This is a genomic window from Microvirga sp. Mcv34, assembly GCF_024519725.1.
Classification (GTDB): Bacteria; Pseudomonadota; Alphaproteobacteria; order Rhizobiales; family Beijerinckiaceae; genus Microvirga.
Genome location: NZ_JALJRK010000059.1, coordinates 1 through 22,526, shown reverse-complemented (window position 1 = coordinate 22,526; position 22,526 = coordinate 1). Strand labels below are relative to the sequence as shown.

24 protein-coding genes and 1 tRNA gene are annotated in these 22,526 nt (G+C 63.3%); 10 read left to right on the top strand and 15 right to left on the bottom strand.

The features are described 5' to 3' along the window. Window positions 1-44: 44 nt before the first annotated feature. Both OC446_RS22550 and OC446_RS22545 read right to left on the bottom strand, forming a co-directional pair. A complete protein-coding gene (locus OC446_RS22550; protein ID WP_262031258.1) occupies window positions 45-2,162 on the bottom strand; it encodes a histidine kinase in 2,118 nt (705 codons plus the stop codon). 260 nt (window positions 2,163-2,422) lie between these two features. After that, a complete protein-coding gene (locus tag OC446_RS22545) occupies window positions 2,423-2,809 on the bottom strand; it encodes a DUF6455 family protein (protein WP_262031257.1) in 387 nt (128 codons plus the stop codon). Between the two features lie 153 nt (window positions 2,810-2,962). Between OC446_RS22545 and OC446_RS22540 the strand changes: the two genes are divergently transcribed. Continuing rightward, on the top strand, window positions 2,963-3,916 hold the full coding sequence (locus OC446_RS22540; protein WP_262031256.1) for a carbohydrate kinase family protein: 954 nt from the start codon (window positions 2,963-2,965) through the stop codon (window positions 3,914-3,916). Continuing rightward, window positions 3,913-4,836 (top strand): pseudouridine-5'-phosphate glycosidase, encoded by a 924-nt coding sequence (locus OC446_RS22535; protein ID WP_262031255.1) that lies wholly within the window; start codon window positions 3,913-3,915, stop codon window positions 4,834-4,836. Before OC446_RS22540 ends, OC446_RS22535 begins: the two co-directional genes overlap by 4 nt. A 4-nt stretch (window positions 4,837-4,840) precedes the next feature. Here OC446_RS22535 and OC446_RS22530 read toward each other — a convergent pair whose 3' ends face one another. Together OC446_RS22530 and OC446_RS22525 are read right to left on the bottom strand one after the other, a co-directional pair. Next, window positions 4,841-5,752: a histone deacetylase gene (locus tag OC446_RS22530; protein WP_262031254.1), complete on the bottom strand. Its 912-nt coding sequence runs from the start codon at window positions 5,750-5,752 to the stop codon at window positions 4,841-4,843. 31 nt (window positions 5,753-5,783) lie between these two features. Then, window positions 5,784-6,689, bottom strand: coding sequence for an MYG1 family protein (locus OC446_RS22525; protein ID WP_262031253.1), 906 nt, complete (start codon window positions 6,687-6,689; stop codon window positions 5,784-5,786). A gap of 190 nt (window positions 6,690-6,879) precedes the next feature. On the opposite strand from OC446_RS22525, the gene OC446_RS22520 reads away from it, so the two are divergent. The 4 genes from OC446_RS22520 to OC446_RS22505 all read left to right on the top strand — a co-directional run bounded on the left by OC446_RS22520 (window position 6,880) and on the right by OC446_RS22505 (window position 9,092). Beyond that, the gene (locus OC446_RS22520; protein ID WP_262031252.1) at window positions 6,880-7,092 is read left to right on the top strand and encodes a heavy-metal-associated domain-containing protein; all 213 of its coding nucleotides are present in this window, start codon (window positions 6,880-6,882) and stop codon (window positions 7,090-7,092) included. A gap of 54 nt (window positions 7,093-7,146) precedes the next feature. Next, entirely contained in the window at window positions 7,147-7,533 is a 387-nt protein-coding gene (locus tag OC446_RS22515) for a DUF305 domain-containing protein (protein ID WP_262031251.1), read from the top strand. A gap of 134 nt (window positions 7,534-7,667) precedes the next feature. Continuing rightward, window positions 7,668-7,961: a hypothetical protein gene (locus OC446_RS22510; RefSeq protein WP_262031250.1), complete on the top strand. Its 294-nt coding sequence runs from the start codon at window positions 7,668-7,670 to the stop codon at window positions 7,959-7,961. Window positions 7,962-8,081: 120 nt separating this feature from the next. Beyond that, window positions 8,082-9,092, top strand: coding sequence for a ribonuclease Z (locus OC446_RS22505; RefSeq protein WP_262031249.1), 1,011 nt, complete (start codon window positions 8,082-8,084; stop codon window positions 9,090-9,092). 4 nt (window positions 9,093-9,096) lie between these two features. On the opposite strand, the gene OC446_RS22500 is transcribed toward OC446_RS22505, so the two are convergent. After that, entirely contained in the window at window positions 9,097-9,561 is a 465-nt protein-coding gene (locus tag OC446_RS22500; protein ID WP_262031265.1) for a DUF2726 domain-containing protein, read from the bottom strand. A 142-nt stretch (window positions 9,562-9,703) separates the two neighbouring features. Here OC446_RS22500 and OC446_RS22495 point away from each other — a divergent pair, with 142 nt between their 5' ends. After that, window positions 9,704-10,408: a L,D-transpeptidase gene (locus OC446_RS22495; protein WP_262031248.1), complete on the top strand. Its 705-nt coding sequence runs from the start codon at window positions 9,704-9,706 to the stop codon at window positions 10,406-10,408. 220 nt (window positions 10,409-10,628) lie between these two features. After that, window positions 10,629-11,711, top strand: a complete 1,083-nt coding sequence (locus OC446_RS30870; protein ID WP_315986529.1) for a DUF882 domain-containing protein — start codon at window positions 10,629-10,631, stop codon at window positions 11,709-11,711. A 15-nt stretch (window positions 11,712-11,726) separates the two neighbouring features. On the opposite strand, the gene OC446_RS22485 is transcribed toward OC446_RS30870, so the two are convergent. After that, a complete protein-coding gene (locus OC446_RS22485; protein ID WP_262031247.1) occupies window positions 11,727-12,155 on the bottom strand; it encodes an RNA polymerase sigma factor region1.1 domain-containing protein in 429 nt (142 codons plus the stop codon). A 167-nt stretch (window positions 12,156-12,322) separates the two neighbouring features. After that, window positions 12,323-12,580, bottom strand: coding sequence for a hypothetical protein (locus OC446_RS22480; RefSeq protein WP_262031246.1), 258 nt, complete (start codon window positions 12,578-12,580; stop codon window positions 12,323-12,325). A 125-nt stretch (window positions 12,581-12,705) separates the two neighbouring features. Between OC446_RS22480 and OC446_RS22475 the strand changes: the two genes are divergently transcribed. Beyond that, on the top strand, window positions 12,706-14,673 hold the full coding sequence (locus tag OC446_RS22475) for a PhoX family protein (RefSeq protein WP_262031245.1): 1,968 nt from the start codon (window positions 12,706-12,708) through the stop codon (window positions 14,671-14,673). 231 nt (window positions 14,674-14,904) lie between these two features. Here OC446_RS22475 and OC446_RS22470 read toward each other — a convergent pair. The 7 genes from OC446_RS22470 to OC446_RS22440 form a co-directional block, all read right to left on the bottom strand. After that, window positions 14,905-14,981: transfer RNA gene (locus OC446_RS22470), tRNA-Asp, on the bottom strand. A gap of 155 nt (window positions 14,982-15,136) precedes the next feature. Then, window positions 15,137-15,361 (bottom strand): hypothetical protein, encoded by a 225-nt coding sequence (locus OC446_RS22465; protein WP_262031244.1) that lies wholly within the window; start codon window positions 15,359-15,361, stop codon window positions 15,137-15,139. A gap of 35 nt (window positions 15,362-15,396) precedes the next feature. Beyond that, entirely contained in the window at window positions 15,397-15,900 is a 504-nt protein-coding gene (locus tag OC446_RS22460) for a peptide deformylase (protein ID WP_262031243.1), read from the bottom strand. Between the two features lie 49 nt (window positions 15,901-15,949). Further along, entirely contained in the window at window positions 15,950-16,345 is a 396-nt protein-coding gene (locus OC446_RS22455) for a VOC family protein (protein WP_262031242.1), read from the bottom strand. Window positions 16,346-16,845: 500 nt separating this feature from the next. After that, window positions 16,846-17,886: a hypothetical protein gene (locus tag OC446_RS22450; protein WP_262031241.1), complete on the bottom strand. Its 1,041-nt coding sequence runs from the start codon at window positions 17,884-17,886 to the stop codon at window positions 16,846-16,848. Further along, window positions 17,886-20,777, bottom strand: a complete 2,892-nt coding sequence (locus OC446_RS22445) for a penicillin-binding protein 1A (protein ID WP_262031240.1) — start codon at window positions 20,775-20,777, stop codon at window positions 17,886-17,888. Before OC446_RS22445 ends, OC446_RS22450 begins: the two co-directional genes overlap by 1 nt. 191 nt (window positions 20,778-20,968) lie before the next feature. Beyond that, window positions 20,969-21,727: an SDR family oxidoreductase gene (locus OC446_RS22440; protein WP_262031239.1), complete on the bottom strand. Its 759-nt coding sequence runs from the start codon at window positions 21,725-21,727 to the stop codon at window positions 20,969-20,971. 182 nt (window positions 21,728-21,909) lie between these two features. Here OC446_RS22440 and OC446_RS22435 point away from each other — a divergent pair, with 182 nt between their 5' ends. Further along, window positions 21,910-22,329 (top strand): DUF1236 domain-containing protein, encoded by a 420-nt coding sequence (locus OC446_RS22435; protein ID WP_262031238.1) that lies wholly within the window; start codon window positions 21,910-21,912, stop codon window positions 22,327-22,329. A gap of 81 nt (window positions 22,330-22,410) precedes the next feature. Here the strand turns inward: OC446_RS22435 and OC446_RS31100 are convergent. Next, window positions 22,411-22,526: DNA translocase FtsK (locus OC446_RS31100; RefSeq protein WP_410055113.1), on the bottom strand; the 116-nt coding region annotated here is incomplete at its 5' end.

The window sequence follows — 22,526 nt, the reverse complement described above, 5'->3', positions numbered from 1 at the left end:
AGTGCGGAACCAGGGCAAACCCTGAAAGTCGCCCGGGCGATTCCTCATGGGGCGGATGTCCGACCTATCCAGCTTTTTTTCTCTGCCCTGTGCAGCATTGCCATAGACGCGCAGCGAGGGGCCGCCGCCCGGATGATGGTGCCGCGTCGGCCGCTGCGGATCCGGAGGCTGCCGCCGAACCGACCGAGGCGGATACGCATGCCCGGGATCCCGACGCCAAGACTGGCCTGCCGCGCGCCTGTCCCGCCCCGATCGCCGCGCATCCCGCGCCCGTTATCCGCCACGGAAAGGATCACTTGGTCGGATGTCAGGCGCAGGTTGAGAGTAACCTGGGACGCCTCGGCATGGCGGTGAACATTCGCCAGTCCCTCCTGGACGATGCGGAACAGGGCGCGCTGGAGATCGACCGACAGCCCATCGGCGGCCTCATCGAAGCGCAGGATCGTCTCGAGGTCCGTCCGCTTCGCGAAACCCTCGGCGAAATTCCGGATCGTGCTCACGAGACCGTCGTTCTCCAATCCGGGCGGGTGGAGCAGGTAAGTGAAGATCCTCAGTTCCTTCAGGGCCTCCTCCAGCGAGCGGTCGATCTCGTCGAGGATGCGGCGCCCCGAGGGTGGAAGACGGAGGCTCCCAACCTGCATCAGATTAAGGCTCACGGCCACGAGATGCTGCGCGGTCGAGTCGTGGAGCTCCACGGCGATCCTCTCTCGCTCCTCCTCTTGCACATTCAGGAGGCGTTCCGACAAGGCGTTGATCTCGGCCCTGACGGCGACGAGCTCGGTGATGTCTTCGTGAGCCACGATGGTGCGGGACAATCCCCCGGCCAGGAAACGAGTCACGCGCATCTGGAACCAGCGCGGCCGATCAGGACCATCGCACCGGTAAACGTCGCGGTACTCCCGCGTCCGCCCCGTGAGGACGTCCGCGAGACCATCGTGGATCGGTCCGAGGGCCGGGTCGGCGTGCCGGGCGCGTGCGCAGACATCGAGATAGTTCGTGCCGAGGCCGTAGGCGGGGCCGGAATATCCGTTGTCCCTGGCGAACGCCTCCCACGCTTGGTTTACGGAAACGACCGTGCCCGTTTCGTCGAGAACCGCAATGTGAGCCGAAAGAGCATCCAGGGACGCCTGGAGGAACTCCCTCTCCGGCGCAGGCGGGACCCGAGACCGGGATTGCCCTCTCGTCGAAACCGTAAGCGATGTCGAAGCGCGCGCCGAGCCGATATTCCTGAGCGCGACGCCGGCAGACGCCGTTCCCACCAGGGCCAGGAGCATTCCCGCGTACCAGAGCCAACGGTGGGCCGACGCGATCGGCGGATCGATCAGGGCCGCCGAGACCATCGACACGGTTGTATAGCCTGTACTGCCGGAATGCGCGAAGGAGACGAGCATGCCGCCATTCCCATCAACGTCGAAGTGCCCATTCCGGGCCCCTCGCGTCAGGGCCTCGGCAAGTCGGGGACGCAGGAGCGAGGCCAGCGGCAGATCCGTCTCGTCCCATCTCACCTGCTGAAGATTGCGGTCAAGGAGGAACACCGTCCAGCCGGCCGGTGGGCTGCTTTCACGGATGACCTTGCCGAAGTAGGCCTCCGGCACGGCGAGAGTCAGGATCCGTTCGCTATCCCGGCCAGAGCCCGCGAACGGCAGACTCACGGCCAAGACCCAATCCCTCGTCAAAGGCGCGTAGAGCCGCCCGGACAGAGATATGCCACCGCGAAGGATCGACTGCACGGACTGATCGGCAACCGGAAACAGGCTGAGGGAAGGCAGATGCCCCTCATAGGCGAAAGCCGAACTGAGGATCGCGCGCTCCTGGTTCCACAGGATGAAGCGGGATCCGTCAGGACGGGGCGTTGCAAGGAGCTGCCGGTGGAAGGCAGCCAGATCGTCGGCCGTCAGAAGCGGCGAGGCGGCAAGCCCCTTCAGGACGTTCCCGAGCGCATCGGTCTCTCGCTCGAGTCCTCGGGATGCCGCAGCCGCCAGGGACTGGCCACGTTGAACGGCATCGTGGCGGCCCGGCACCACATGCCAGGAGATGACGAAAGCGGCCATGAGAAACGACAGGCCGGACGCAAGGGCGGCCGCAAGGACGATCCGGTTACGGGCTCTGGACGAAGAGCCTCCCAATGCAACACGAGGCTCGGCTGCACTCGCAGCAGACATATCACCTCCCCTGCAGGGATGGTCCGCCAGCCTCGCCGAAAGCGTCTCTCCGTTCGTGGAAAGATCTAAGGGTCAGCCCGTGAGCACGAAGCGCGGCCCATCACGATATCTGGCAAACTCGTGTACCGGTAAAGATCCGCCCCCACCGCCCGTGCGGTCGGCCGACCTGAGAATAAACATATGTTATCGGCGGATGAATACCTGACCGGGCCGCTACTCCTTCTGAGACAGGGCAGGAATTCTCTCCGCCTCGCGCCTCATCACACGCTTGAGGCACTTTTGCCCTGAAGCTCCTGAAGAGCCTCGGCATTGGGGCAGTACTCGCCGTAGTGAGACTCAGCCTGCCCCTGCGCGAGATCGTCCCGGCAACGGACCGCCGCCGTACATCCCGAGCAGGTCAGACTCATGTCGCGCATCAGGGCGGCATGAATGTGCCTGATATGGTCGGCATCGAGGGAGAGCGCCTTCATGAGCCGCGGAAGTTCCTGTCCCGCCTCGGGCCCCCGCGCAGCGAGAATGGGAAGCATGTCCGGCGACACTCCGATATCCCGGGCCATGGCCTCACGCTGATCATGGTCGAGGGAGTCGAGTTCATGCATACGCATCCAGTTCGCTTTCCACCGCCTGATCGCCGATCCCAGATCCATGGCTGCCTCCATGCCGTCGAATAATCCTATGAGGATGACCGGTCCCGGCATTGATCCATCTCAATCTGGCGGCGCGGCGCCTAGGGCCATTGCCGCAAGGCCCACCTTTCGTCATATCGTCTCTGCAGGATGGTCGAAGGGTGGATCGAGAGCATGGAGCCGGGAGCAAGCAGGATCATCTGCATCGGCGGCGCGGCCGTCGACCGCAAGTACCGCGGCATGGCGACAATCCGGCCGGGGACGTCCAATCCCGTCGTGTCGGAACGTTCGTTCGGCGGCGTCGCCCGCAACGTGGCGGAGAATATGGCGCGGCTTGGAACCCAGGTGTCCCTCGCCTCCATCGTCGGCGACGATGACAACGGCCGCGCGCTGCTCGGCCACCTGAACCACCTCGGGGTCGACACGCGGACGGTGGCTCTGTCTGACACGCACGCGACGGCCGAATATGTGGCCGTGCTCCAGCCGGACGGAGAGCTCGCCATCGGCCTCGCCGACATGGCGATCCTCGACGGGATCAGCCCTGCCCTGCTCCATGGGATGCTGCCGGCTTTCGGATCGGCGTGGATCTTTGCCGATTGCAACCTGCCGTCGGAGACCCTGCACGAGCTTATCGGGCTTGCCCGGCAGCATGCCCTGATGCTCGCCCTCGACGCAGTCTCGACCCCCAAGATCGCACGCCTGCCGCAGGATCTGAGCGGCATCGGTGTGCTCTTCCTCAATCTCGACGAAGCGCGTGTCTATCTCGACCGTCCGGAGATTTCGCCCGAGGCGGCCGCGCAGTCCCTGCTCGCCCGCGGGGCGGAGCAGATCGTCCTGACGCTTGGGAGCAAGGGACTTGTCGCTGCGGACCCGACCGGGATTGCGGCGGTGGACGCGGTCAAGGCCGAGACCGTCGACGCGACCGGCGCGGGCGATGCCCTGATCGCCGCGACGCTCGTGGCGCTCCTGGGGGATGCCTCCCTGGTCGATGCAGCCCGGCTCGGCACAGTCGCGGCGGCCCTGACCGTCGAGAGCCCCGTTAGCGTCCGGTCCGACCTGTCCCTCGCCTTGCTGGATTCCGCCTTGCTCGCTAGATCAAGGCCTACGTTGGAACGGGAGCTCCCATGAAGCACGACATCGCCGACCGGGTTCTAGACATCGCTCCCGAGGTGCAGACCACGTTGTCCGCAGGCGGGGCAGTCGTGGCCCTGGAATCCACCATCATCACCCATGGCATGCCCCATCCGCAGAATGTCGCGACGGCTCGCGAGGTGGAGGCGGTGGTGCGCGACAACGGCGCCGTTCCGGCGACGATCGCGATCATCGAGGGGCGCATCAAGATCGGCCTCTCCGATGCGGAGCTCGATTGGCTCGGCACGGCCAAGGACGTGATGAAGCTGAGCCGCGCCGACCTGCCCTATGCGGTCGCCTCGGGGCGGCATGGAGCGACGACCGTGGCCGCCACTATGATCTGCGCCCATCTGGCCGGTATCCGCGTCTTCGCCACCGGAGGCATCGGCGGCGTCCATAAAGGCGTCCAGGATACGATGGACATCTCGGCCGATCTCGACGAACTCGCCCGCACGCCCGTGGCGGTGATCTGCGCAGGCGCCAAGGCAATCCTCGACCTGCCGCGCACCCTCGAATATCTCGAAACCCGCGGCGTGCCCGTGGTCGGCTACCGGACGGACCGGTTCCCGGCCTTCTGGAGCCGGACGAGCGAGCTCTCAGTGCCCCTGCGTCTCGACAGTCCGGACGCGATGGCCGACCTGATCCGCACCAAGGAGTCCCTGGGGCTCGACGGCGGCGTCCTCGTGGCGAATCCTGTCCCGGCAGACAACGAGATCCCAGCCGCCGAGATGAAGGAATTCATCGACGCGGCTGTAGCCGAGGCGAAGGCCCTCGGCATCGTCGGAAAGGCCGTGACACCGTTCCTGCTGTCGCATCTTTTCGACAAAACGGCCGGGCGAAGCCTCGCGACCAATATCGCCCTTGTGAAGAACAACGCAGCCCTCGCCGCGCAGCTTGCGGCGTCCCTGGCGCGCTAATCGCCTATTCCCTTTCGCTCCGAGCCGCCATCGCTTCGAATACGGTGGCATGGCGCCGGGCCAGGGATTCGATGTCGCTTGAGTAGCCGCCGCCGATGACGGCCACGAGGGGAATCTGGCGGCTGCGGGCCTGTTCGATCACGTAATCGTCGCGCCGGCGCAGGCCCTCGTCGGAGAGCGCCAGCCGTCCGAGCTTGTCGTCCCGGTGCGGATCGACGCCCGCATTGAAGAAGACGAGATCCGGCTCGATGGCATCGAGAAGGCGCGGCAGGTGCGCCTGGAGCACCTCGAGATAGGCCTCGTCCTCCAGGGCGTCGGGCAGACCCACATCGAGATCGCTCGGGATCTTGCGGACGGGATAGTTCTTCTCCGCGTGCATGGAGAAGGTGAAGAGGTCCGGCTCATCGCGCAGGCAATCGGCCGTGCCGTCGCCCTGATGCACGTCCAGATCGACGATCAGGGCGTGGCCGATCGCACCCTCGGCATGGAGCGCCTTGGCCGCGATGGCGACATCGTTAAAGACGCAGAACCCGGCGCCGGTCTCCCGCTGCCCATGATGGCTGCCGCCGGCCGTGCTGCCCGCAAGCCCGTGCTGAAGGGCCAATCGGGCCGCAAGCAATGTCCCACCCGCAGAGGCCCGCGCACGGCGGACCACGCTCTCGCTGATGGGAAGGCCGATCCGCCGCTCGATCTCGCGTGGAACAGTGCAGGCGAAGACCTGATCGACGTAAGCGCGATCATGGGCCAGCGCGACCAGCTCCGCCGAGGCCTCCTCCGGCTTGGCGAAGCCACCCGGCACCAGTCCCTTCTCCATGATGACCTCGGCGAGGCGGCCATATTTCCGCATGGGGAAACGATGACCGTCGGGCATGACGGCCTCGTAGGCGGGATGGGAGACGACAGGCACCTGCTTCATGGCTCAATCCTGAAGGATGAGGCCCGGACGATCAACCGGCGGCGATCGCCTTCTCGGCCAGCCGGACCGCGGATTCCTGCGAACGCGCTCCACAGATGAACCCGCTCGGATGGCAGAAGACCCCGTCGTCGATCCCCGCTGCTTGGGAAAACTCCTCCTCCTGCAAGCCCCGCCATGCTTCCGGCAGGGACAGTCTCTGGCCGAAGGAGTTGGGTTCCGGCGGGATCGTGCGGCAATACCAGGCCGTAGCGTCCTCGTTCGGGTAGATGATGAACAGCAGGTCGCGCAGTCCACCCTCGAAGACGGCCTTCTCCCAAGGCAGCTTATGATGGAGAACGATGACGCGGGGGTCCCGTGCTTTCCTGGCGGCGGACAGCACCAGCGATTGGGCCTGCGCCTCCGCATGGGCCTGTCGGCAGGCCCGAACGAGGATGCCCCGGGCGAAATCGGCCGCCTCGAGAAAAGCGTCGTCATAGGACTGATCGCTGGCCCAGGTCGGATTGAAGGCCTCGATCAGGAGCGACAGGTGGCCCTGGTTGATCGACGCCACCCCGTTGTCGGCTTGATCGATGGCCAGGATGAAGCTGGTATCGATGTCCTGCCAGACCGGGTCCAAAAGATCCTCGTCGATGCCGGGAATGAAGTTAGGCAGAGCGTTGCGTCCGAAATCTCGCCAGATCAGGCCCACCGAGCTGTAGGGCGTGCCGTCGGGCCGCCGCGGCAGGTCCCGCATGTGATGGTCGTAGCGCCCGCGCGCGACGTCGTAGGTACCGCCGACATCGAAGACAAGATCAGCCGTCTCGATGAGGCCAGGATCGCGGGTGCGCTCAAACGCGAAAGGCCCCAGCGCCTCCCGCAGAATGGAGAAGGCGAAGACATCGTCGGCATGGAACGTGCCGCTATGGGTTACAACCTTCATACGCGTCTTACCGGGCACATTCGGCCACTCCTGAACCGTGTTGTATCGTTATCCGCGATAACAGAGCTACCCGAAGAAGATAAGCGGCTGCAATCAGATCCTTTATGTTGACCGCCACATAGCCTGAATAACCTGAAAGACCTCGCTTGACCTTCCCATCGTGGCAAGGCCTAGACCCCTCGGGACCCTAAAAGGAAGGATCCCGACCATGTATCGTTTTCATGTTCCCGATATGACTTGCGGCGGTTGCCTGAGAAGCGTCAGGCAGGCGATCCAGAGGATCGACCCGCAAGCCCAGGTTGACGGCGACCTGGAAAGCCACGTCGTGACCGTGGCTTCGAGCCAGGGAGAAGCGCTCCTGCTCTCCGCCTTGGACAAGGCTGGATTTCCGGCCCGACTTCTTTCTCAGCATGAGGCTTGAGGCCGGACATCTCCCGGATCGGCTTACGATTTCCATTCCATCTCAAGAGAAACAATGATGAAACTTCGCTTCCTTGCCCTCACCATTGCTCTGTCCGCCTTCCCCATTCTCGCCCAGGCTCAGGGAATGCATAGTGGCCATTCCGGCCACTCCGCACCGGCACAGACGGCCCAGAAGGCGGATACGCCCGCCACGCAGGGTTACCGCCAGGCCAACGAGACAATGCACCGCGACATGGACATCACCTTCAGCGGTGACCCGGACGTGGACTTCGTGCGCGGCATGATCCCCCATCACCAGGGCGCCATCGACATGGCCAAGGTGGCATTGCAGCACGGCAAGGACGAACAGGTCCGTAATTGGGCCACTGACGTGATCCGGGAGCAGGAGCGGGAAATCGCCGAGATGCGGGCTTGGCTCAAGAAGAAGGGCGTCGAATAGGCGAAAACCGCCGGGTTTCCGGCCGGGCCAAGGTCCGGCCTCTTTCCTATCGCTTCTGTGCAGAACCTCTGCCACGAACGTGCAGGGTCGAGCGTTTACGAGTATCCCTTGCGGGCGAATGGAAAGGAAGAATCATGTTCACGCTCACCATCAGCGACAAACCTGTTGCCATCACCAATGCCGATGAGGATGAAGCCCGCGAACTCCTCATGAGCGAGGACTTCAAGGACGATCTCAAGGTTCTGGAGAGCGACGGCGCTCCCTTGTGGGACGGGTTCGCGACCCTCAACGTCCGGGCCGCGACCGAAGAGGAAAAGAACGAGTTCGAGAGCGCCGATTTCGACGAGGACGAGGATGATGAGGAGGACGAGGGCCCCTACATCATGTTCCTGGTCGACGTGACCGATCCTGATGAGGTGGAGGAATAACAGCCCTAAACAGCTTTATTTCGAACCGGCTCGGCCGGTAGGTTCAGAATGAGGGCGGGCCCGTTCCACGGGCCCGCCCTACGCATAGGAACCAGCCGAATCCGGAACCGTTGGCCCGGCATGAGTTGGCTTGTTCAACCCCGTCTCGTGAACGATCCGTTCAGCGATCCAGGCGTGTATCTCGATTTCCGTTACGGCCGACGGGCCATTCTCTTCGACCTCGGCGACGTGAGTACGCTCTCCGCCCGTGAATTGCTGCGTGTGAGCCATGTCTTCGTCTCTCACACCCATGTCGACCATATGGCTGGCTTCGATCGGCTGTTCCGGCTGTGCCTTCATCGCCCATTCCCCCTGACCCTCATCGGCCCACCGGGCTTTGCCGCCCAGATCGAGCACCGGATCCGGGGCTTCACCTGGAACCTCCTGGACGAGAATTCGGTCGATTTCTGCCTGAGGGCTATGGATTACGACGGCTCCCGACTGACACGGGCCGCAGAGTTTCATGCGCGAGAAGCCTTTGCCCGGCGCGACATCGAGCCGCCTACGTTTCCGAAGGGCGTCGCCTGGAAGGAGGATGAGTTCGGGATCGACGCGGTGGCCCTGGATCACGGCATTCCTTCCCTCGCCTTCGCCTTGAGGGAGGTTCTCCAGGTAAATGTATGGGGGGAGGCGTTGGACGACCTGAACCTGCCAGCAGGTCCGTGGCTCAACGAGGCCAAGCGCGCGGTCCGCATCGGCTTGTCCGACGATCATTCCGTTGCTGTTCCTGGAGGACGAAACATCCGCCTCGGCGACCTGAAGGAGCGGGCCTTGCGCGTCGCTCCCGGGCAGGTGGTCGTCTATGTCACCGATGCTGCGCCCCATCCGGAGAACCGGGCCAAGATTCTTGGGCTTGCCCGCCAGGCCGACCAGCTCTTCATCGAAGCCGTCTTCCTGGAGCGCGACCGTCCCCTCGCCGTTGCCTCCCTCCACCTGACGGCGCAGGAATCCGGGTCCATCGCCCGCGAGGCCGAGGTCCGAAACGTCACGCCGTTCCACCACTCGGCCCGCTACCTCTCGGAGCCGGATGCCTTAAGGCAAGAGGTGTTCGAGAGCTTCCGCGCCGAAAATCAGGGAGCGGAACGCCCCTGAATCCTCACTGGGATTGGAAGACGGCTTCGTGGATCTGCCACGGATCGGGCCTGCGGCTAGAACTGAACCGGACCACGCGATAACCGCACGACTTCAGGACCTTGTCGCGCTGCGCGTCCTTCCGGGCATCGTGGGATCGGTCGTCGAGTTCCACGACGGCGATCACCTCCAAATCCTGGACGACGACCCAATCGACGCGCGTGTTGGAGATCTTCTTGAAAGCCATCCAGAACGCGCGGCTGCCTTCCTTGGCATCGGGTCGGACGAGCGCCAGGATCGGAACCTGAGGCCAGATCTGGCAGTCAGGGCAGGCGGCAAGAAGGCGCTGGTAAAACTCCCTCTCGTTGTCCGTCATGATCGAATGGCGCCGGTAGCGCGGCTTGCGGGTCCAGAAGAGGACCAGAACGAACAGGACCCCGAGCATTCCGACGCCGGCGAACCATGACCAGGAGAGATTTTCCAACACCATCACAAGCGGCCCCTGCCCTCGGCCGCCTCGGATCGGAACGGCCAGGCTTTTCATTACCTTCGAAGCATAGCTGCTAGCATGAAACCGACACGGCGGGTCCTGCGTCTTCTTATTGTCGAGTTAAGAATGCCGGGAGAGCACCATGGACCTCAGCCGCCGAACCTTCATGCTCGGAGCCGCTGCCGCCGGCGCAGCTCTGCCGAACCTCGGCGCCCTCGCCCAATCAATGCGGGAGGCGTCTGCGTATCAGCGCATATACGGGCCGATCGACGACGATCTCTTCCCGATCCCGGGCATCCAATTGTCAAGGATCAACCCGGCCTTCCTGCGGCGCGTGGTCGAGTATGACACCGCCGAGGCACCCGGAACCATCGTGATCGATCCACGGTCGCGCTATCTCTACCTCGTCATGCGCGACGGCATGGCCGTGCGCTATGGAGTCGGCGTCGGCCGGTCGGGGTTCAGCTGGTCCGGAACCGCTACCATCCGGGACAAGCAGGAATGGCCGGACTGGTATCCGCCGAAGGAGATGTTCGGCCGCCAGCCCGAGCTTATGAACCAGATGGGCGAATTGCCCGGCGGACCCGGCATGCCCGGCGGGCCCGGCAACCCCCTCGGGGCCCGCGCGCTGTACCTCTGGCAGGGCAACAAGGACACACTCTATCGCATCCACGGCACGTTCGAGCCCTGGACCATCGGCACCAATGTTTCGTCCGGCTGCATCCGCATGATCAACCAGGACGTGATTGATCTTTACAACCACACGCCGACCGGAACGAAGGTGGTCGTCCTGTCCTCGCCGTCGAACCGACCAAAGCGCAACCAGACCGCCGCATCGGTTTATTAAGCGAAAAGGGAGGATTTGCGCCTATTTTTGCCATGGTTAACGGCCACACGTCGCTCAAGGGACGCGGGAACCAACAACCATGGCGCGAATTTTCGCCCGATCCGGACGATCGGATGGCGGATGCGGAACGATCTCTGCATCCGTACGCAAATACCTGCCCGGTAGGAAGACGGCTTCGTATCTGGCATTCGGCTTCCTGAGTGCGGTTTCCTTTCTCATAATGGCGACCGCCCGGACCCAGGACGCCGCCGCCTTCGGAGACACGCGCACTCTCAGCTTCTATCACACCCACACGCGTGAGAACTTGACCGTCACCTTCCGTCGTGACGGGCAATACGATTCTGGAGCCTTGCAGCAGCTCAACTGGTTCCTGCGGGATTGGCGGGTCGAGAAGCCGGCGCAGATAGACCCGCGCCTGTTCGACATCATCTGGGAAGTCTATCGGGAATCCGGCTCGTCGCAGCCCATCAACATCATCTCCGCCTATCGGTCGCCGGAAACCAACGGCGCCCTGCGCCGACGGTCGAGCGGCGTGGCCGAGCACAGCCAGCACATGCTCGGCAAGGCCATGGACATCCGCCTTCCCGACGTGGATACCGCGCGCCTGCGCGCCATCGCCATGAAGATGCAATATGGCGGCGTGGGCTATTATTCGTCTTCCGCCTTCGTCCATGTGGACACCGGCAACGTGCGGGCGTGGCCCCGTATGACTCAGCAACAGCTCGCGCAGCTGTTTCCCGACGGAAAGACCCTTCACCTTCCCTCCAACGGCAAGCCCCTCCCCGGCTACGAGCTGGCAAAGGCCGAGATCCTGCCCCGCAACGCCGCCCTCGCCACCCAGGCCTCGGCCGGCGGCGGTCCGTCCATCGGTGGCGTGCTCGCCAACCTCTTCGGCCGCAAGAACGCTGCGCCGCCGCAGGCGGAGACTCCGGCCCCGAGCCCGGCTACGATGGTTGCCTCGGCCGATGCAGAGAGTGTCAAGGAGGCCATGGTGACGGCCGCGCCTCTTCCGCCGAGGCGCCCGTCGGAAATCCAGGTCGCGTCGGTGGGCGGGATGCCGGATATGGCGCCGGGTGCGCTAGCTGCGCTTGTTCCAACTCCGGCTCCGAAGGTCGTTCCCGAACTGAAGCCCATTCTCGGGTATGACGCGACGGCTGCAGCGAAATCCCTCTTCGAACCGAAGACGGCGTTCCTCGATCTCGGCTTCACGACCGCCGCGAAGAACGACCTAAGCATCACCCATTTCACCGGGCCGGCCGTCAAACCTCTGCCCCTGATAGACGAGGCTCGGGCGGAACTCTGAGTTTGGCGGGTCGCGTCAGACGCCCAGTATCGCGACGATTCCGATCAGCAGCGCGAGCACGAGGAAGCCTGCCGCGGCGACTGCCCAATGGGCGGCCCGGCTCTTGTGCCCTGCCGGTTTGGCGGCGGGAGCGGATGCCGCCGCTTTCTGAAGGGGGACCTTGCGCTGCTTCATCCGGGCGGCCGCAGCACGATCCGGGAAGGGAATGATGACGGCGCTTCGGGCGGGAGCGGGGATCGGCTTCGCATTCGAGGACAGGAGGCTGCCGTCCAGTTCCACCGGAACGCCGCTCTCCTCGATCTGAACGACGATGAGGGCGATGTCCTCCGCCCTCATGGATGCGATGGGCAGATTGTCTTCGAGATCCCGGTTCGTGAGGTGGCCTTGCTGACGTCCGAGAGTGATCAGGCGGTCCAAGGTGTTGCTGTCTAGCGCCGGCTGCATGAGGGCATGACCCCATTTCGTCTGGTGGGCGGAGAAGCAGCGATGGCCGCTTCGTGGAGCTTCGCCGAGCTAACGCGGCAGTAACTCCAGATGTTGCACTCGTACATGGCCCGACGCACGATTTTGGCAATGCTTTAGCCGTAAGTCGAAAAGCGCTTTCTGGACGGCTAGTTCTTCGTCGCGCCGGAGGCCTCCTGCAGGGCGGCCTTCTCCTGCCTGACCTGCTCTGACAATTGCTCGGCGATGGCCACGAGCTTGCCGGCCATCATGTGCTTGCCCTGGAGCTCGACCTGACCGGCGAGTCCGACCGTCAGGAGGGATTCAAAGACGAGATCGGCCGGAATGCCCTTGCGGATCAGGTCGATGGCGACCTTTTGCCATTGGTCCGACAATTGCTCGCGGAGTGCGGAAACATCGTTGCTCATCCCGCGACCATATACGATCCGCTTCGGAATGTCCCCTGCCGAAGCCTCGTACCGGCTGGACTGTCACCAAGCTTACATGGAACCGTTCTAACTCGAATCCGTCCCCAGGAGACGGAGAAGCCGAGATGGACGAGCACAAGGCCCGCCTGCGCGCAAGCGATCTGGAAGATTCAGGTGATGTCGGTGTGAACCCGACGCACAACCTCACCATGGGCGAGATCATCGCCACGCGTTTCAACCGCCGCGACCTTCTGCGCGGTTCCCTGGCCGTTGCGGCGATCTCCGCGACCGTTGGCACCCGCGCCCTGGCGGCCAACGAGCAGCCGGCCAAGAAGGGGACTGCCAGGTCCTTCGACTTCAAGGAGATCGAAGCAGGCGTCGACCAGACCCACCACGTCGCCGAAGGCTACGATGCGAAGGTACTCCTGCGCTGGGGCGACCCGCTTTTCTCCGACACGCCCGAATTCGACCCGCAGAATCAGACGGCGGAGAAGCAGGCTCGGCAGTTCGGCTACAACACCGACTTCGTCGGCTACATTCCGATCGACGGCTCCAGCGACCACGGCCTTCTCGTGGCGAACCACGAATATACCAACGAGGAGCTGATGTTCCCGGGTGTCGGTATCCAGGATGCCAAGGACGTCGCCTTCGCCAGGATGACGAAGGACCTGGTCGACATCGAAATGGCCGCCCATGGCGGTGCCGTGGTCGAGATCCGTCGGGTGAACGGCGAATGGCAGGTGGTGAAGGATTCCAAATACACCCGCCGCATCACGGCCGAGACCCCCATGGACATCACGGGTCCTGCGGCCGGCCACGACCGGATGAATACCTCGGCCGACGCGACGGGCCGCAAGGTGAACGGCATGGTCAACAACTGCGCCGGCGGCGTGACGCCCTGGGGCACCTGGCTCAGCTGCGAAGAGAACTTCAACGGCTATTTCTGGGGCGCTCTCGGCGACACCCATCCCGAAGCGAAGAACTATAAGCGCTACGGCATCGGCACGCCGGCCTATGCCTGGGGCAAGTTCCACGACCGCTTCGACCTCGCCAAGGAGCCGAACGAGGCCAACCGCTTCGGCTGGGTGGTCGAGATCGATCCGTTCGATCCTACCTTCGTACCGAAGAAGCGCACCGCGCTCGGCCGCACCAAGCATGAAGGCGCCGCGGGCATCACCAACAGCGACGGCCGCTACGTGATTTATCTCGGCGACGACGAGCGCTTCGATTACGTCTACAAGTTCGTCACCGCAGGCAAGGTCGACAAGCAGAACCGCGCCGCCAACTTCGGGCTGCTCGACGAGGGCACCTTGTACGTGGCTAAGTACAACCCGGACGGCAAGGGGACATGGCTGCCGCTGGTGCATGGCCAGGGTCCCCTCACCGAGGCCAACGGCTTCAAGAGCCAGGCCGACGTGCTGATCGAAACACGCCGCGCGGCGGATCTTCTCGGGGCCACCAAGATGGACCGTCCCGAGGACATCGAGGCCAATCCGCAGACCAACCGCGTCTACGTCATGCTGACGAACAACACGCGCCGCAAGGAAGATCAGGTGGACGCGGCCAATCCGCGTGCGAACAACGCTTTCGGCCACATCGTCGAGATGATGCCGGAGGGCGGCGACCACGCCTCGACCGCCTTCACCTGGGAAGTGCTGGTAAAATGCGGCGATCCCGCCGTGGCATCGGTCGGCGCAACCTTCTCGTCGGAGACGACCAAGAACGGCTGGTTCGGCATGCCAGACAACTGCGCCATCGACAGCCAGGGGCGGCTCTGGATCTCCACCGACGGCAACAACGCCAAGGCGACCGGCCGGGCAGACGGCCTCTGGGCCCTGGAAACGGAAGGTGAGATGCGCGGCACCTCCAAGCACTTCTTCCGGGTTCCGGTCGGAGCGGAAATGTGCGGCCCGTTCTTCACGCCCAACGACGAGACTCTGTTCCTCGCCGTGCAGCACCCCGGCGAAGCGGAAGAAGGCGCTCCTGCGAGCTTCGAGAATCCGATCACCCGCTGGCCGGACTTCAAGGACGGCATGCCGCCTCGCCCGTCCCTGCTCGTCGTCACGAAGAAGGGCGGCGGCAAGATCGCCTGACGGGTCGACTGAAGCTAAGAGCTGTTTCCACGAACGTAGAGTCAGCTCTCTTCTCTGTTTGACCGCATTTTTGACGGTGAACCGGATCCACTTCACCGAAAACTGCTCTAGACGATGAAGACGACAGAGGGGCCCATCGCGGCTCCTCTGTTCTTTCCAACGCACAGCAACTCCCGTTTTGGAGCCATGCTGAAGTTTTGGGATCGGTGCCGCGATTGCGGATGAGGAGAGTGGCGCGGGCGACGGGGCTCGAACCCGCGACCTCCGGCGTGACAGGCCGGCACTCTAACCGACTGAGCTACGCCCGCGCATTTCCTCGCATCGCTCGCCGCTCGATCGAGCATTTCTTGCGATGGAGGCGCGCAAGTACCGGTGAATGCGCGCGCTGTCAAATGGTGTTTGGCTTATCCCCAGGCGCTCCGGTTCTCAGGCGGTCGACGAGCAGACAGATAGGGACAGGAACCTAATCCCTGGTGCTGATCGAAAAGACCTCGTGGCCGGCTCCGTTCAGGACGCGGACGGCCTCGACCTCCGGATCGCGGGATTGCGGACGGCGGGCGAGCGAGAAGACTTTCAGCGCCCGCTCCTTCGCCTTGTCGAGCGAGTCGGTGCGCACCATGATCCGGCGGATGACACCTCCGCCCGACTCTTCCGAGGCTACGGTTTCAATGCGGTAGATTTCGAACACGGCTTGCAAACTCCAACAACAGAGACCCTCCACCATCAGGCCCTGATGCGATGGAGCTTTTCGAACCGCTTGATCAGGCGGTCCCGCTTCAACTTCGACAGACGGTCGATCCAGAAGATGCCGTCGAGCTGATCGATTTCGTGCTGGAGGCAGACGGCCATCAGACCCTCCGCCTCCTCCTCATGATCTGCCCCGTCGAGTCTCCTGTAGCGCACCCGCACCCGGGCGTGGCGCTCCAGTTCGTCGGTGACGCCCGGCATCGAGACGCTCCCCTCCACATGGCGGATCATGTCGGGAGAAAACCAGACGATTTCCGGATCGACATAGATGTGCGGCGCAGGATCGGATTCCAACTGGATCACCACGATCCGCCGGAGAATCCCGACATGCGGCGCCGTGATGCCGATCCCCGGGGCTGCGTGCATGGTCTCCGTCAGGTCCAGGGCGTGTCCCCTTACCTCATCGTCGATGGAGCCGACGGCCTCTGCCTTCCGGCGCAGGCGAGGATCGGGAAAGCGAACGATCGGACGGATGGCCAAGGGGTGTCTCTCGGGCAAGATAGGTTGTCGGCGGCGTGACAGGTCCAGGTTACTTGTAGCGGCCGCCGCGCTGAAGCACTTCAATCTTGTAACCGTCCGGGTCCTGCACGAAGAAGAACCGCGCGGGAGGCTTGCCTTCGAGCTTCAGCTCCCTGAGCGGCGTGGAACTCAGGCCGAGAGAGTCGAAACGGGCATGCTCCGCCTCAAGATCATCCACGGAGAAAGCCAGATGCCCATAGCCGTCGCCGATCGCATAGGGCTCCGTCCGGTCATGGTTGATCGTCAGCTCCAGTTCGAACTCGCTGTCCCCGTTGCTCAGATAAACAAGCGTGAAGCCCTCGAACGCCAACCGTTCCGCGACCGCGAGACCGAACGCCTTCTCATAGAATGCGAGGGAGCGCTGCTCGTCGAGCACCCGGATCATCGAATGAATGGCCTTGGCCATGGAAAGGCACCTCTTCAGCATCGGTCACGCCGCCAAGCCGGCGGAAGGACCTTTAAAACCCGAAAACCGATTCGGGAGATATCAGTGCGGGCCTACGAACGGAAGAGTATGGAAGGAAAGCTGCTCCAGAAGACCGTCCAAGCACCAACGAAAAGGCCTTCCCTGGTAAGGCCAGGGAAGGCAAGTTCGGGAGGAAGAAACGCTGACTGCCCGGCTCCAACAACCTCGAAGCGCGATTGTTACTCCTGTGCGGCGTTCCACCACACCTGTGGTCGTTGCTCAGAGAGGAATGAGGGTTCCGAATAGGGCGCAATCAAGGAAAATTGATGCCGGCCAAGGTTCAAGAATGACATTTCACAAGGAACATTGATCAAGTTGAACGCTTAATCCGTTACGGAGGCACCATTCCCCGCAACCCCTTGTCGCCTCCGCAGACTCTGCAGCCCCGTTCGGCCTCACTGGAACGGGGCTTTTTCGTTTTCGGATGCGCCGCAGCGAGCTTATTGCCCGAGCTGACCGGCGATGGCCCGGATGCGGTTGCGGACGTAATCGGGGAGCCCAGCGCTGATTGAAGTCCCGGAATTGAAGGAGCTTTTGCCCATCAGCACCTGCGCCGGGATAAGGTTCCTGAGAACAGGAACGCTCTCGAATTCCTTCTTGCGTTCCAGGACATCTGTCTCGACCGCGAGGGTCATGAACACGGTCGCGACGGTCCTGCCCGCATCGGCAGGATAGGGCTGAAGAACGGTCACCAGCTTTCCGAACTGCATGACTTGGTTCACATGGAAGATCGTCTGTTCCAGCACCCCGGTCACGGGAGCATCGAGAGCCGTGAGCTTGGCGTATCCGGCCCGTTCGATCTCGTCAGGCGGCAACGTGCGGATCTCCGTCTGGAACTCCATGAACTCGGAAATTTTCTTGCCGCTCTCCTCCAGCTTGTTGGCGAGCCGGATGCCGACCGGCAGCTTGCCTTCCAGCGGATAACGCGACTCGATGCAAAGACTTCCCTCCGGCTCGCACCAGCGACGATTCGGATGCCGCTGATAGGCGCTCTCCGGGTCCACCTGCGGGGCGGACTGATCCGCCGTGATGCGGCGGTGCTTGATGGCGGGATCGATCTTTTCGAGCACCTCGACCTGGGTGTAACGCTTGAGATCGATGGTGTCGGGCGCCTTCTCGATCAGGAACCGCGCCTCCACCACATACATGTGGAGCTTCTCGGTATAAGCCTTCGGAATACCGTGAACCGATACCTTGATGGTCGGCTCGATATAGCCCGGATAGGGACTGAGCAGCTGCTTCTGCAGGGGCCTCTCGCGCGCCCAATCCTCGAATCGGATCAGGCCCGTTCCGGCATCGGCCAGCTTGTCGTCCCGATGATCGCTGAAAAGGATGATCCCGGGCTTCAGCCTGGCCGGCGCCACGGCCGTTACGGACGCAACCTCGTCGATCTTGAAATCCTGCGCTTCAAGTGCGCCCGTGGAGGCAAAAAGAGTGCCCAAGACGGCCAGTACCCGTCCGAACGGCTTTGTCGCTTTCATCAGTAAACCTGTCCGTTACGCCAGAAATAGTCCGGGTCCACCCTTCGGGGACGTCGGGGTGCATCGTCCTCCCACCACCACCGGAATCCCCGCTCGGGCTCAGTCTGGCGGCGGGCGGGCGGAGCCGACTGGCGCAGGCTCTCCAGCCATCCTGGCCCCTGCGCGTAAGGACCATTCTCGTAGTAGTCCGGCCCGCCGCTCTCCTCGCCGTCGCTCCACGGATCGGGATTGCGGAAGGCGTAGACTTCCGACTGCGGCACGAGACGGTACTGCGTCTCGTTCAGGCGCCCGAACCAGCTGAGACGGAAATGCTCCGTGAAGCCCCTGCCCTGCCCATCGGTCAACCTGTCGCCTGTGTTGAGATCGATCGGCAGGGCGATCATCTGCTTGGCCGCCTGAGGCGAAGGCGGGTTGAGCGGCGCTTTCGGCACATTGTTGTCCCAAGCCGCCTGGAGGATTGATTGAAAGATGGGAGCCGCCACCTTGCCGCCCGTCTGTCCCCGGCCCAAGGTCCGGCGCTTGCCGTCGGCATTGTCGTGCCCCACCCATACGGCAATGGTGACGTCATTGGTGAAGCCGACGAACCAAGCATCGTTCTCGTTGTCCGACGTTCCCGTCTTGCCCCCGGCATAGGGTGCAAGCGCCTTCAGCGAGCGGGCGGTCCCACGCTCCAGAACGCCCTGCAGCATGGTCTTCAATTGATAGAAGGCGACCGCGTCGGCTGAACCGAGCCGGACCAGCGAGTTGGACTTGCGGCTGTAGATCGTGCGTCCATCCTGTTCCACGCTCTCGATGGCATGAGGCACAGGCATCGCCCCCTCGTTGGCAACCGCTGCATAGAACGCGGCCAGATCGAGAATCCGGACCGGCTGCGCGCCGAGAACGAACGGATAATAGGGGGTGCATTCCAGGTAGAGCTGCGCTTCGAGCGCGAGCTCGCAAACCCGTTTCAGGCTCTGTTCCGGCGTGGCCTCGATACCGCCATCGAGGAGACGCGCCGTCACGAGATTTTTCGAATTCTCGAGCGCCCGGCGCAGAGTCATGATGCCCGACCGTCCGCCGTCGAAGTTCTTCGGGCTCCAGGATTCGCCAGCCCCCGCATTCGCTCCACCGACCGGAGGCAGCGTCACCGGCGCATCCCAGATCAGCGTGTTGGGCTGCAAACCCTTCGACAGGGCCGCGAGATAGGTCAGCGGCTTGAACGCGGAGCCCGGCTGCCGCTGCGCCTGCGTGGCCCGGTTGAGCTGACTCAACGGATAGGAGAAGCCACCTGTCATGGCGAGGATGCGGCCGGTCCTGTTCTCCAGAACGACCGCCCCGCCCTGCACGGTGGGCGGCGTGCGCAGATCGGCGCGAACCGCACCCTTGCCTTTCTGCTCGATCACCTCGACGCGCACCACGTCATAGAGCTTGAGATCCCGTCGTGCCGCGTCCCAGGCATTCAAAGGCAGCACGCGCCCATCCGCGAGGCCAACGCGAAGGACATTGGCACCGGTCTTCCGATCCTTCCCCTTCTCGATGACGACAGCCGCCGTCCAGTGCACGTCGTAGAGAGGCAGTCGCACAGCTTCCAAGGCCCGCTTCCAGGCTGGAGAGCCATCCTTCGTGCTTTCGAGCTCCTTGATGGCTTTAGCGAGATTGGCCTCGGCGCCCTGATAGCGCTGTCGCCCGACGCTCAGCTCGTAGCGGGCGAGACCTTCCTGCAAGGCGGCCTCGGTCGCCTCCTGCAGAGCGGGATTGATGGTAGACCGCACCGTGTAGCCGCCAGCGCTCAGGTTCTCGATATCGGCAAGCGTCCGCGCATCCCGGCTCACATGATCGACGAAGTAGAAGCCCGTGTTACGTCTGATGCGTTCGAACGGCACCCGCGAAGGCAAGGACGCGACGGCCTGCTGCACCTGGTCGTGTTTCAGGAATCCATCGTCCTCCATGCGGCTCAGGACATAGGCCATGCGATCCTGGGCGCGGTCCGGCTGGGTGTCCGGGTTGTAGTAGTTGGGGCCCTTCGCCAATCCCGCGAGGAGCGCCCCCTCGGAGACGGACAGCGCCTTGGCGCTTTTGCCAAAGTAGCTCTGTGCCGCCATCTCGATCCCCCAGGAGGAGCGGCCGAGATAGATGGAGTTGAGATAGATTTCGAGGATCTCCGCCTTGCTGAGAACGCGCTCGATCCGCGAAGCGACGATCATTTCCCGCATCTTGCGATCGTAGGTGACGTCGTCACCGACGAGGAGGTTCTTCGCCACCTGCTGGGTAATCGTGGAACCGCCGGCGGGGCGTCCGGGATTCGTCAAATTACCCATGAAGGCGCGGATCACCCCACGTTCGTCCACGCCCTTGTGCTGGTAGAAGCGCTTGTCTTCCGCCGAGACCAAGGCATGTTGCACGCTCATCGGGATATCCGACAAGGGAACCCATATGCGCCGGTGATCGGGCTCATACACTTCGGCGAAGCGCTTGCCGTTTCCATCGAGGATCACGCTGACGCCGGGAAGCCGCAGGCCCTTCAGCTTCCCGGCATCGGGAAGCCCGGCCACGGCCGCATTGTAGTACGAGATCACCTCGCTCAGGTCGACCGGCGGCGGATCCACCTTCTCGTCCTTGCAGAATTGCCGGTAGCTCGCCTGCAGGTCGTTGAAGCTCAAGCCCTGCAGCACCTTCAGCTCGCCCGTGATCGCCTGCGGGTCGTCCATGGCGGTGGCGATAAGATCGTCGAGATTGATGTCCTCGATATCGAAGGCGCGCCGCATATGGGTGCAGCCATCCTTCAGGATCTGTGAGACCTGCTCCTTGTCGCGTGCGGGATCGAAGCTCGTCTTGACCGTCGCCGGATCGACGAGAACCTGGCTCAAGGTCAGGGCCGTTGCAAAAATCTTGACGAGAATCGCGCTCATTCCGCCGCCGTCATCTGGAACCTACACTCCATGGGAAGACAACCGGCATGATCTGCCGAGGCTCGCATCCTGCTCGGAACAAGCTGAATGGAAGCCGTACGTCGCGGCTGATCGGAGACCGGCCATGCCAGTGAGATGGGGCAGCCCAGCTTACTTCCCAGGTGGGAATGTCACTGTCACGGCAATGTGTCTCACCCGCGCCCGACGAAGGGCATCTTGGTCGCCATGACAGTCATGGTGAGCACATTCGCATCGAGCGGCAAGCCGGCCATGTAGACCACCGCATCCGCCACGTGCTTGGGATCGATCCTGGGCTCGGGCGCCAGGGTCCCGTTGGGCTGGAGTACGCCTTCCGTCATTCTGGCCGTCATATCGGTGGCGGCGTTGCCGATGTCGATCTGGCCGCAGGCGATGTCGTACGCGCGCCCGTCGAGGGCGGTGGACTTCGTCAGCCCCAGCACGGCGTGCTTCGTGGCCGTATAGGGAGCCGAGAGCGGGCGCGGGGCATAGGCGGAAACGGAGCCGTTATTAATGATCCGCCCGCCCCTTGGGTTCTGATCCTTCATGATCCTGAACGCCTCCTGCGTGCACAGGAAGGTTCCCGTGAGATTGGTGGCCACCACCTTCTGCCATTGCTCGATAGGAATATCCTCGAGGGGAACGGCAGGCGAGCCCGTTCCAGCATTGTTGACGAGCAGATCGAGCCTCCCGAAATTCTGTTTCGTCGTGGAGAAGAGGGCCGCAACCGAGGCCGGATCCGTCACGTCAGTGGGCACGAGGAGCGTCGAGCCGCCTTCCGCCCCGATCTCCCGTTCGGCCACCTCCAGGGCGTCCCGCCGCCGGCCCGCCATGACGACGCTGTAGCCGGCTTTCAGCAGCCCGGCGGCGATCGCCTTGCCGACTCCCGTTCCCGCTCCTGTCACGATCGCAACTTTGGAACGCTCCGCCATTCTGTCCTCCCGGCCATGCTTTTATCTGCCATGACAGATGCATTTGAGTGCTGACACCGCAAGGACAAATGGCCGGGTTGCTCACATCTTTAAGCTTTGAACTGTCCTACCCGGAATAGGAAGATAGGGAACCGGCCAAGCTTTCCCGCGTTCGCATGGAGCCAATCGGAAAGGAATCCGTCATGCGCAACTACTTCCCAGTCTCGGCTGCTCTCCTGACTATCCTGGCTCTTCCCCTGGCCGCCTGCCAGAGCAACACCGAAGCGGGTGCTGCCACCGGGGCTGCGGGCGGTGCGCTGACCGGCGCCGTCATCGGCGGTCCCGTCGGCGCCGTGGTCGGCGGCGTCGCCGGAGCGGCGGTCGGAGGCGCTCTCACGGCCGAGGAATCGAACAGAGTTCGCACCTATGTGGTCGCCCAGCGCCGTCCCACCATGCGTGTGACCGACGAAGTGGCAATCGGCCAGCCTCTGCCGCCGCGCGTGAGGCTCTATCCCGTCCCGCAAAGCGTCGGCCTTCGGAGTCCCTACAGCTATACGATCGTGAACGACCAGACGGTCTTGGTCGACCCGCAAACGCGGACGGTCGTTCAAGTCATCGAGTAATTCGATCCCTCTCACGAATGTTAAAAGGCGGCCTGAAGGGGCCGCCTTTTCCATGATTGGGCTCAAATTACCTGCCCTGGATCAATCGTCCATATCGAGATGGTTGATCAGAATCTCGCGTTTACCGGCGTGGTTAGCGGGACCGACGATGCCTTCGTTCTCCATGCGCTCCATGAGCGAGGCGGCGCGGTTGTAGC

Excerpts from the sequence above, each read along its gene's own strand:
- OC446_RS22500 (WP_262031265.1), bottom strand. The coding sequence starts at position 9,561 with ATGGTGTTGGAAAATCTCTCCTGGTCATGGTTCGCCGGCGTCGGAATG.
- OC446_RS22475 (WP_262031245.1), top strand. The coding sequence starts at position 12,706 with ATGGACGAGCACAAGGCCCGCCTGCGCGCAAGCGATCTGGAAGATTCA.
- OC446_RS22435 (WP_262031238.1), top strand. The coding sequence starts at position 21,910 with ATGCGCAACTACTTCCCAGTCTCGGCTGCTCTCCTGACTATCCTGGCT.
- OC446_RS22540 (WP_262031256.1), top strand. The coding sequence starts at position 2,963 with ATGGAGCCGGGAGCAAGCAGGATCATCTGCATCGGCGGCGCGGCCGTC.
- OC446_RS30870 (WP_315986529.1), top strand. The coding sequence starts at position 10,629 with ATGGCGACCGCCCGGACCCAGGACGCCGCCGCCTTCGGAGACACGCGC.
- OC446_RS22495 (WP_262031248.1), top strand. The coding sequence starts at position 9,704 with ATGGACCTCAGCCGCCGAACCTTCATGCTCGGAGCCGCTGCCGCCGGC.
- OC446_RS22550 (WP_262031258.1), bottom strand. The coding sequence starts at position 2,162 with ATGTCTGCTGCGAGTGCAGCCGAGCCTCGTGTTGCATTGGGAGGCTCT.
- OC446_RS22485 (WP_262031247.1), bottom strand. The coding sequence starts at position 12,155 with ATGCAGCCGGCGCTAGACAGCAACACCTTGGACCGCCTGATCACTCTC.
- OC446_RS22450 (WP_262031241.1), bottom strand. The coding sequence starts at position 17,886 with ATGAAAGCGACAAAGCCGTTCGGACGGGTACTGGCCGTCTTGGGCACT.
- OC446_RS22455 (WP_262031242.1), bottom strand. The coding sequence starts at position 16,345 with ATGGCCAAGGCCATTCATTCGATGATCCGGGTGCTCGACGAGCAGCGC.
- OC446_RS22440 (WP_262031239.1), bottom strand. The coding sequence starts at position 21,727 with ATGGCGGAGCGTTCCAAAGTTGCGATCGTGACAGGAGCGGGAACGGGA.
- OC446_RS22510 (WP_262031250.1), top strand. The coding sequence starts at position 7,668 with ATGTTCACGCTCACCATCAGCGACAAACCTGTTGCCATCACCAATGCC.
- OC446_RS22480 (WP_262031246.1), bottom strand. The coding sequence starts at position 12,580 with ATGAGCAACGATGTTTCCGCACTCCGCGAGCAATTGTCGGACCAATGG.
- OC446_RS22445 (WP_262031240.1), bottom strand. The coding sequence starts at position 20,777 with ATGAGCGCGATTCTCGTCAAGATTTTTGCAACGGCCCTGACCTTGAGC.
- OC446_RS22530 (WP_262031254.1), bottom strand. The coding sequence starts at position 5,752 with ATGAAGCAGGTGCCTGTCGTCTCCCATCCCGCCTACGAGGCCGTCATG.
- OC446_RS22505 (WP_262031249.1), top strand. The coding sequence starts at position 8,082 with ATGAGTTGGCTTGTTCAACCCCGTCTCGTGAACGATCCGTTCAGCGAT.
- OC446_RS22520 (WP_262031252.1), top strand. The coding sequence starts at position 6,880 with ATGTATCGTTTTCATGTTCCCGATATGACTTGCGGCGGTTGCCTGAGA.
- OC446_RS22545 (WP_262031257.1), bottom strand. The coding sequence starts at position 2,809 with ATGGATCTGGGATCGGCGATCAGGCGGTGGAAAGCGAACTGGATGCGT.
- OC446_RS22535 (WP_262031255.1), top strand. The coding sequence starts at position 3,913 with ATGAAGCACGACATCGCCGACCGGGTTCTAGACATCGCTCCCGAGGTG.
- OC446_RS22515 (WP_262031251.1), top strand. The coding sequence starts at position 7,147 with ATGATGAAACTTCGCTTCCTTGCCCTCACCATTGCTCTGTCCGCCTTC.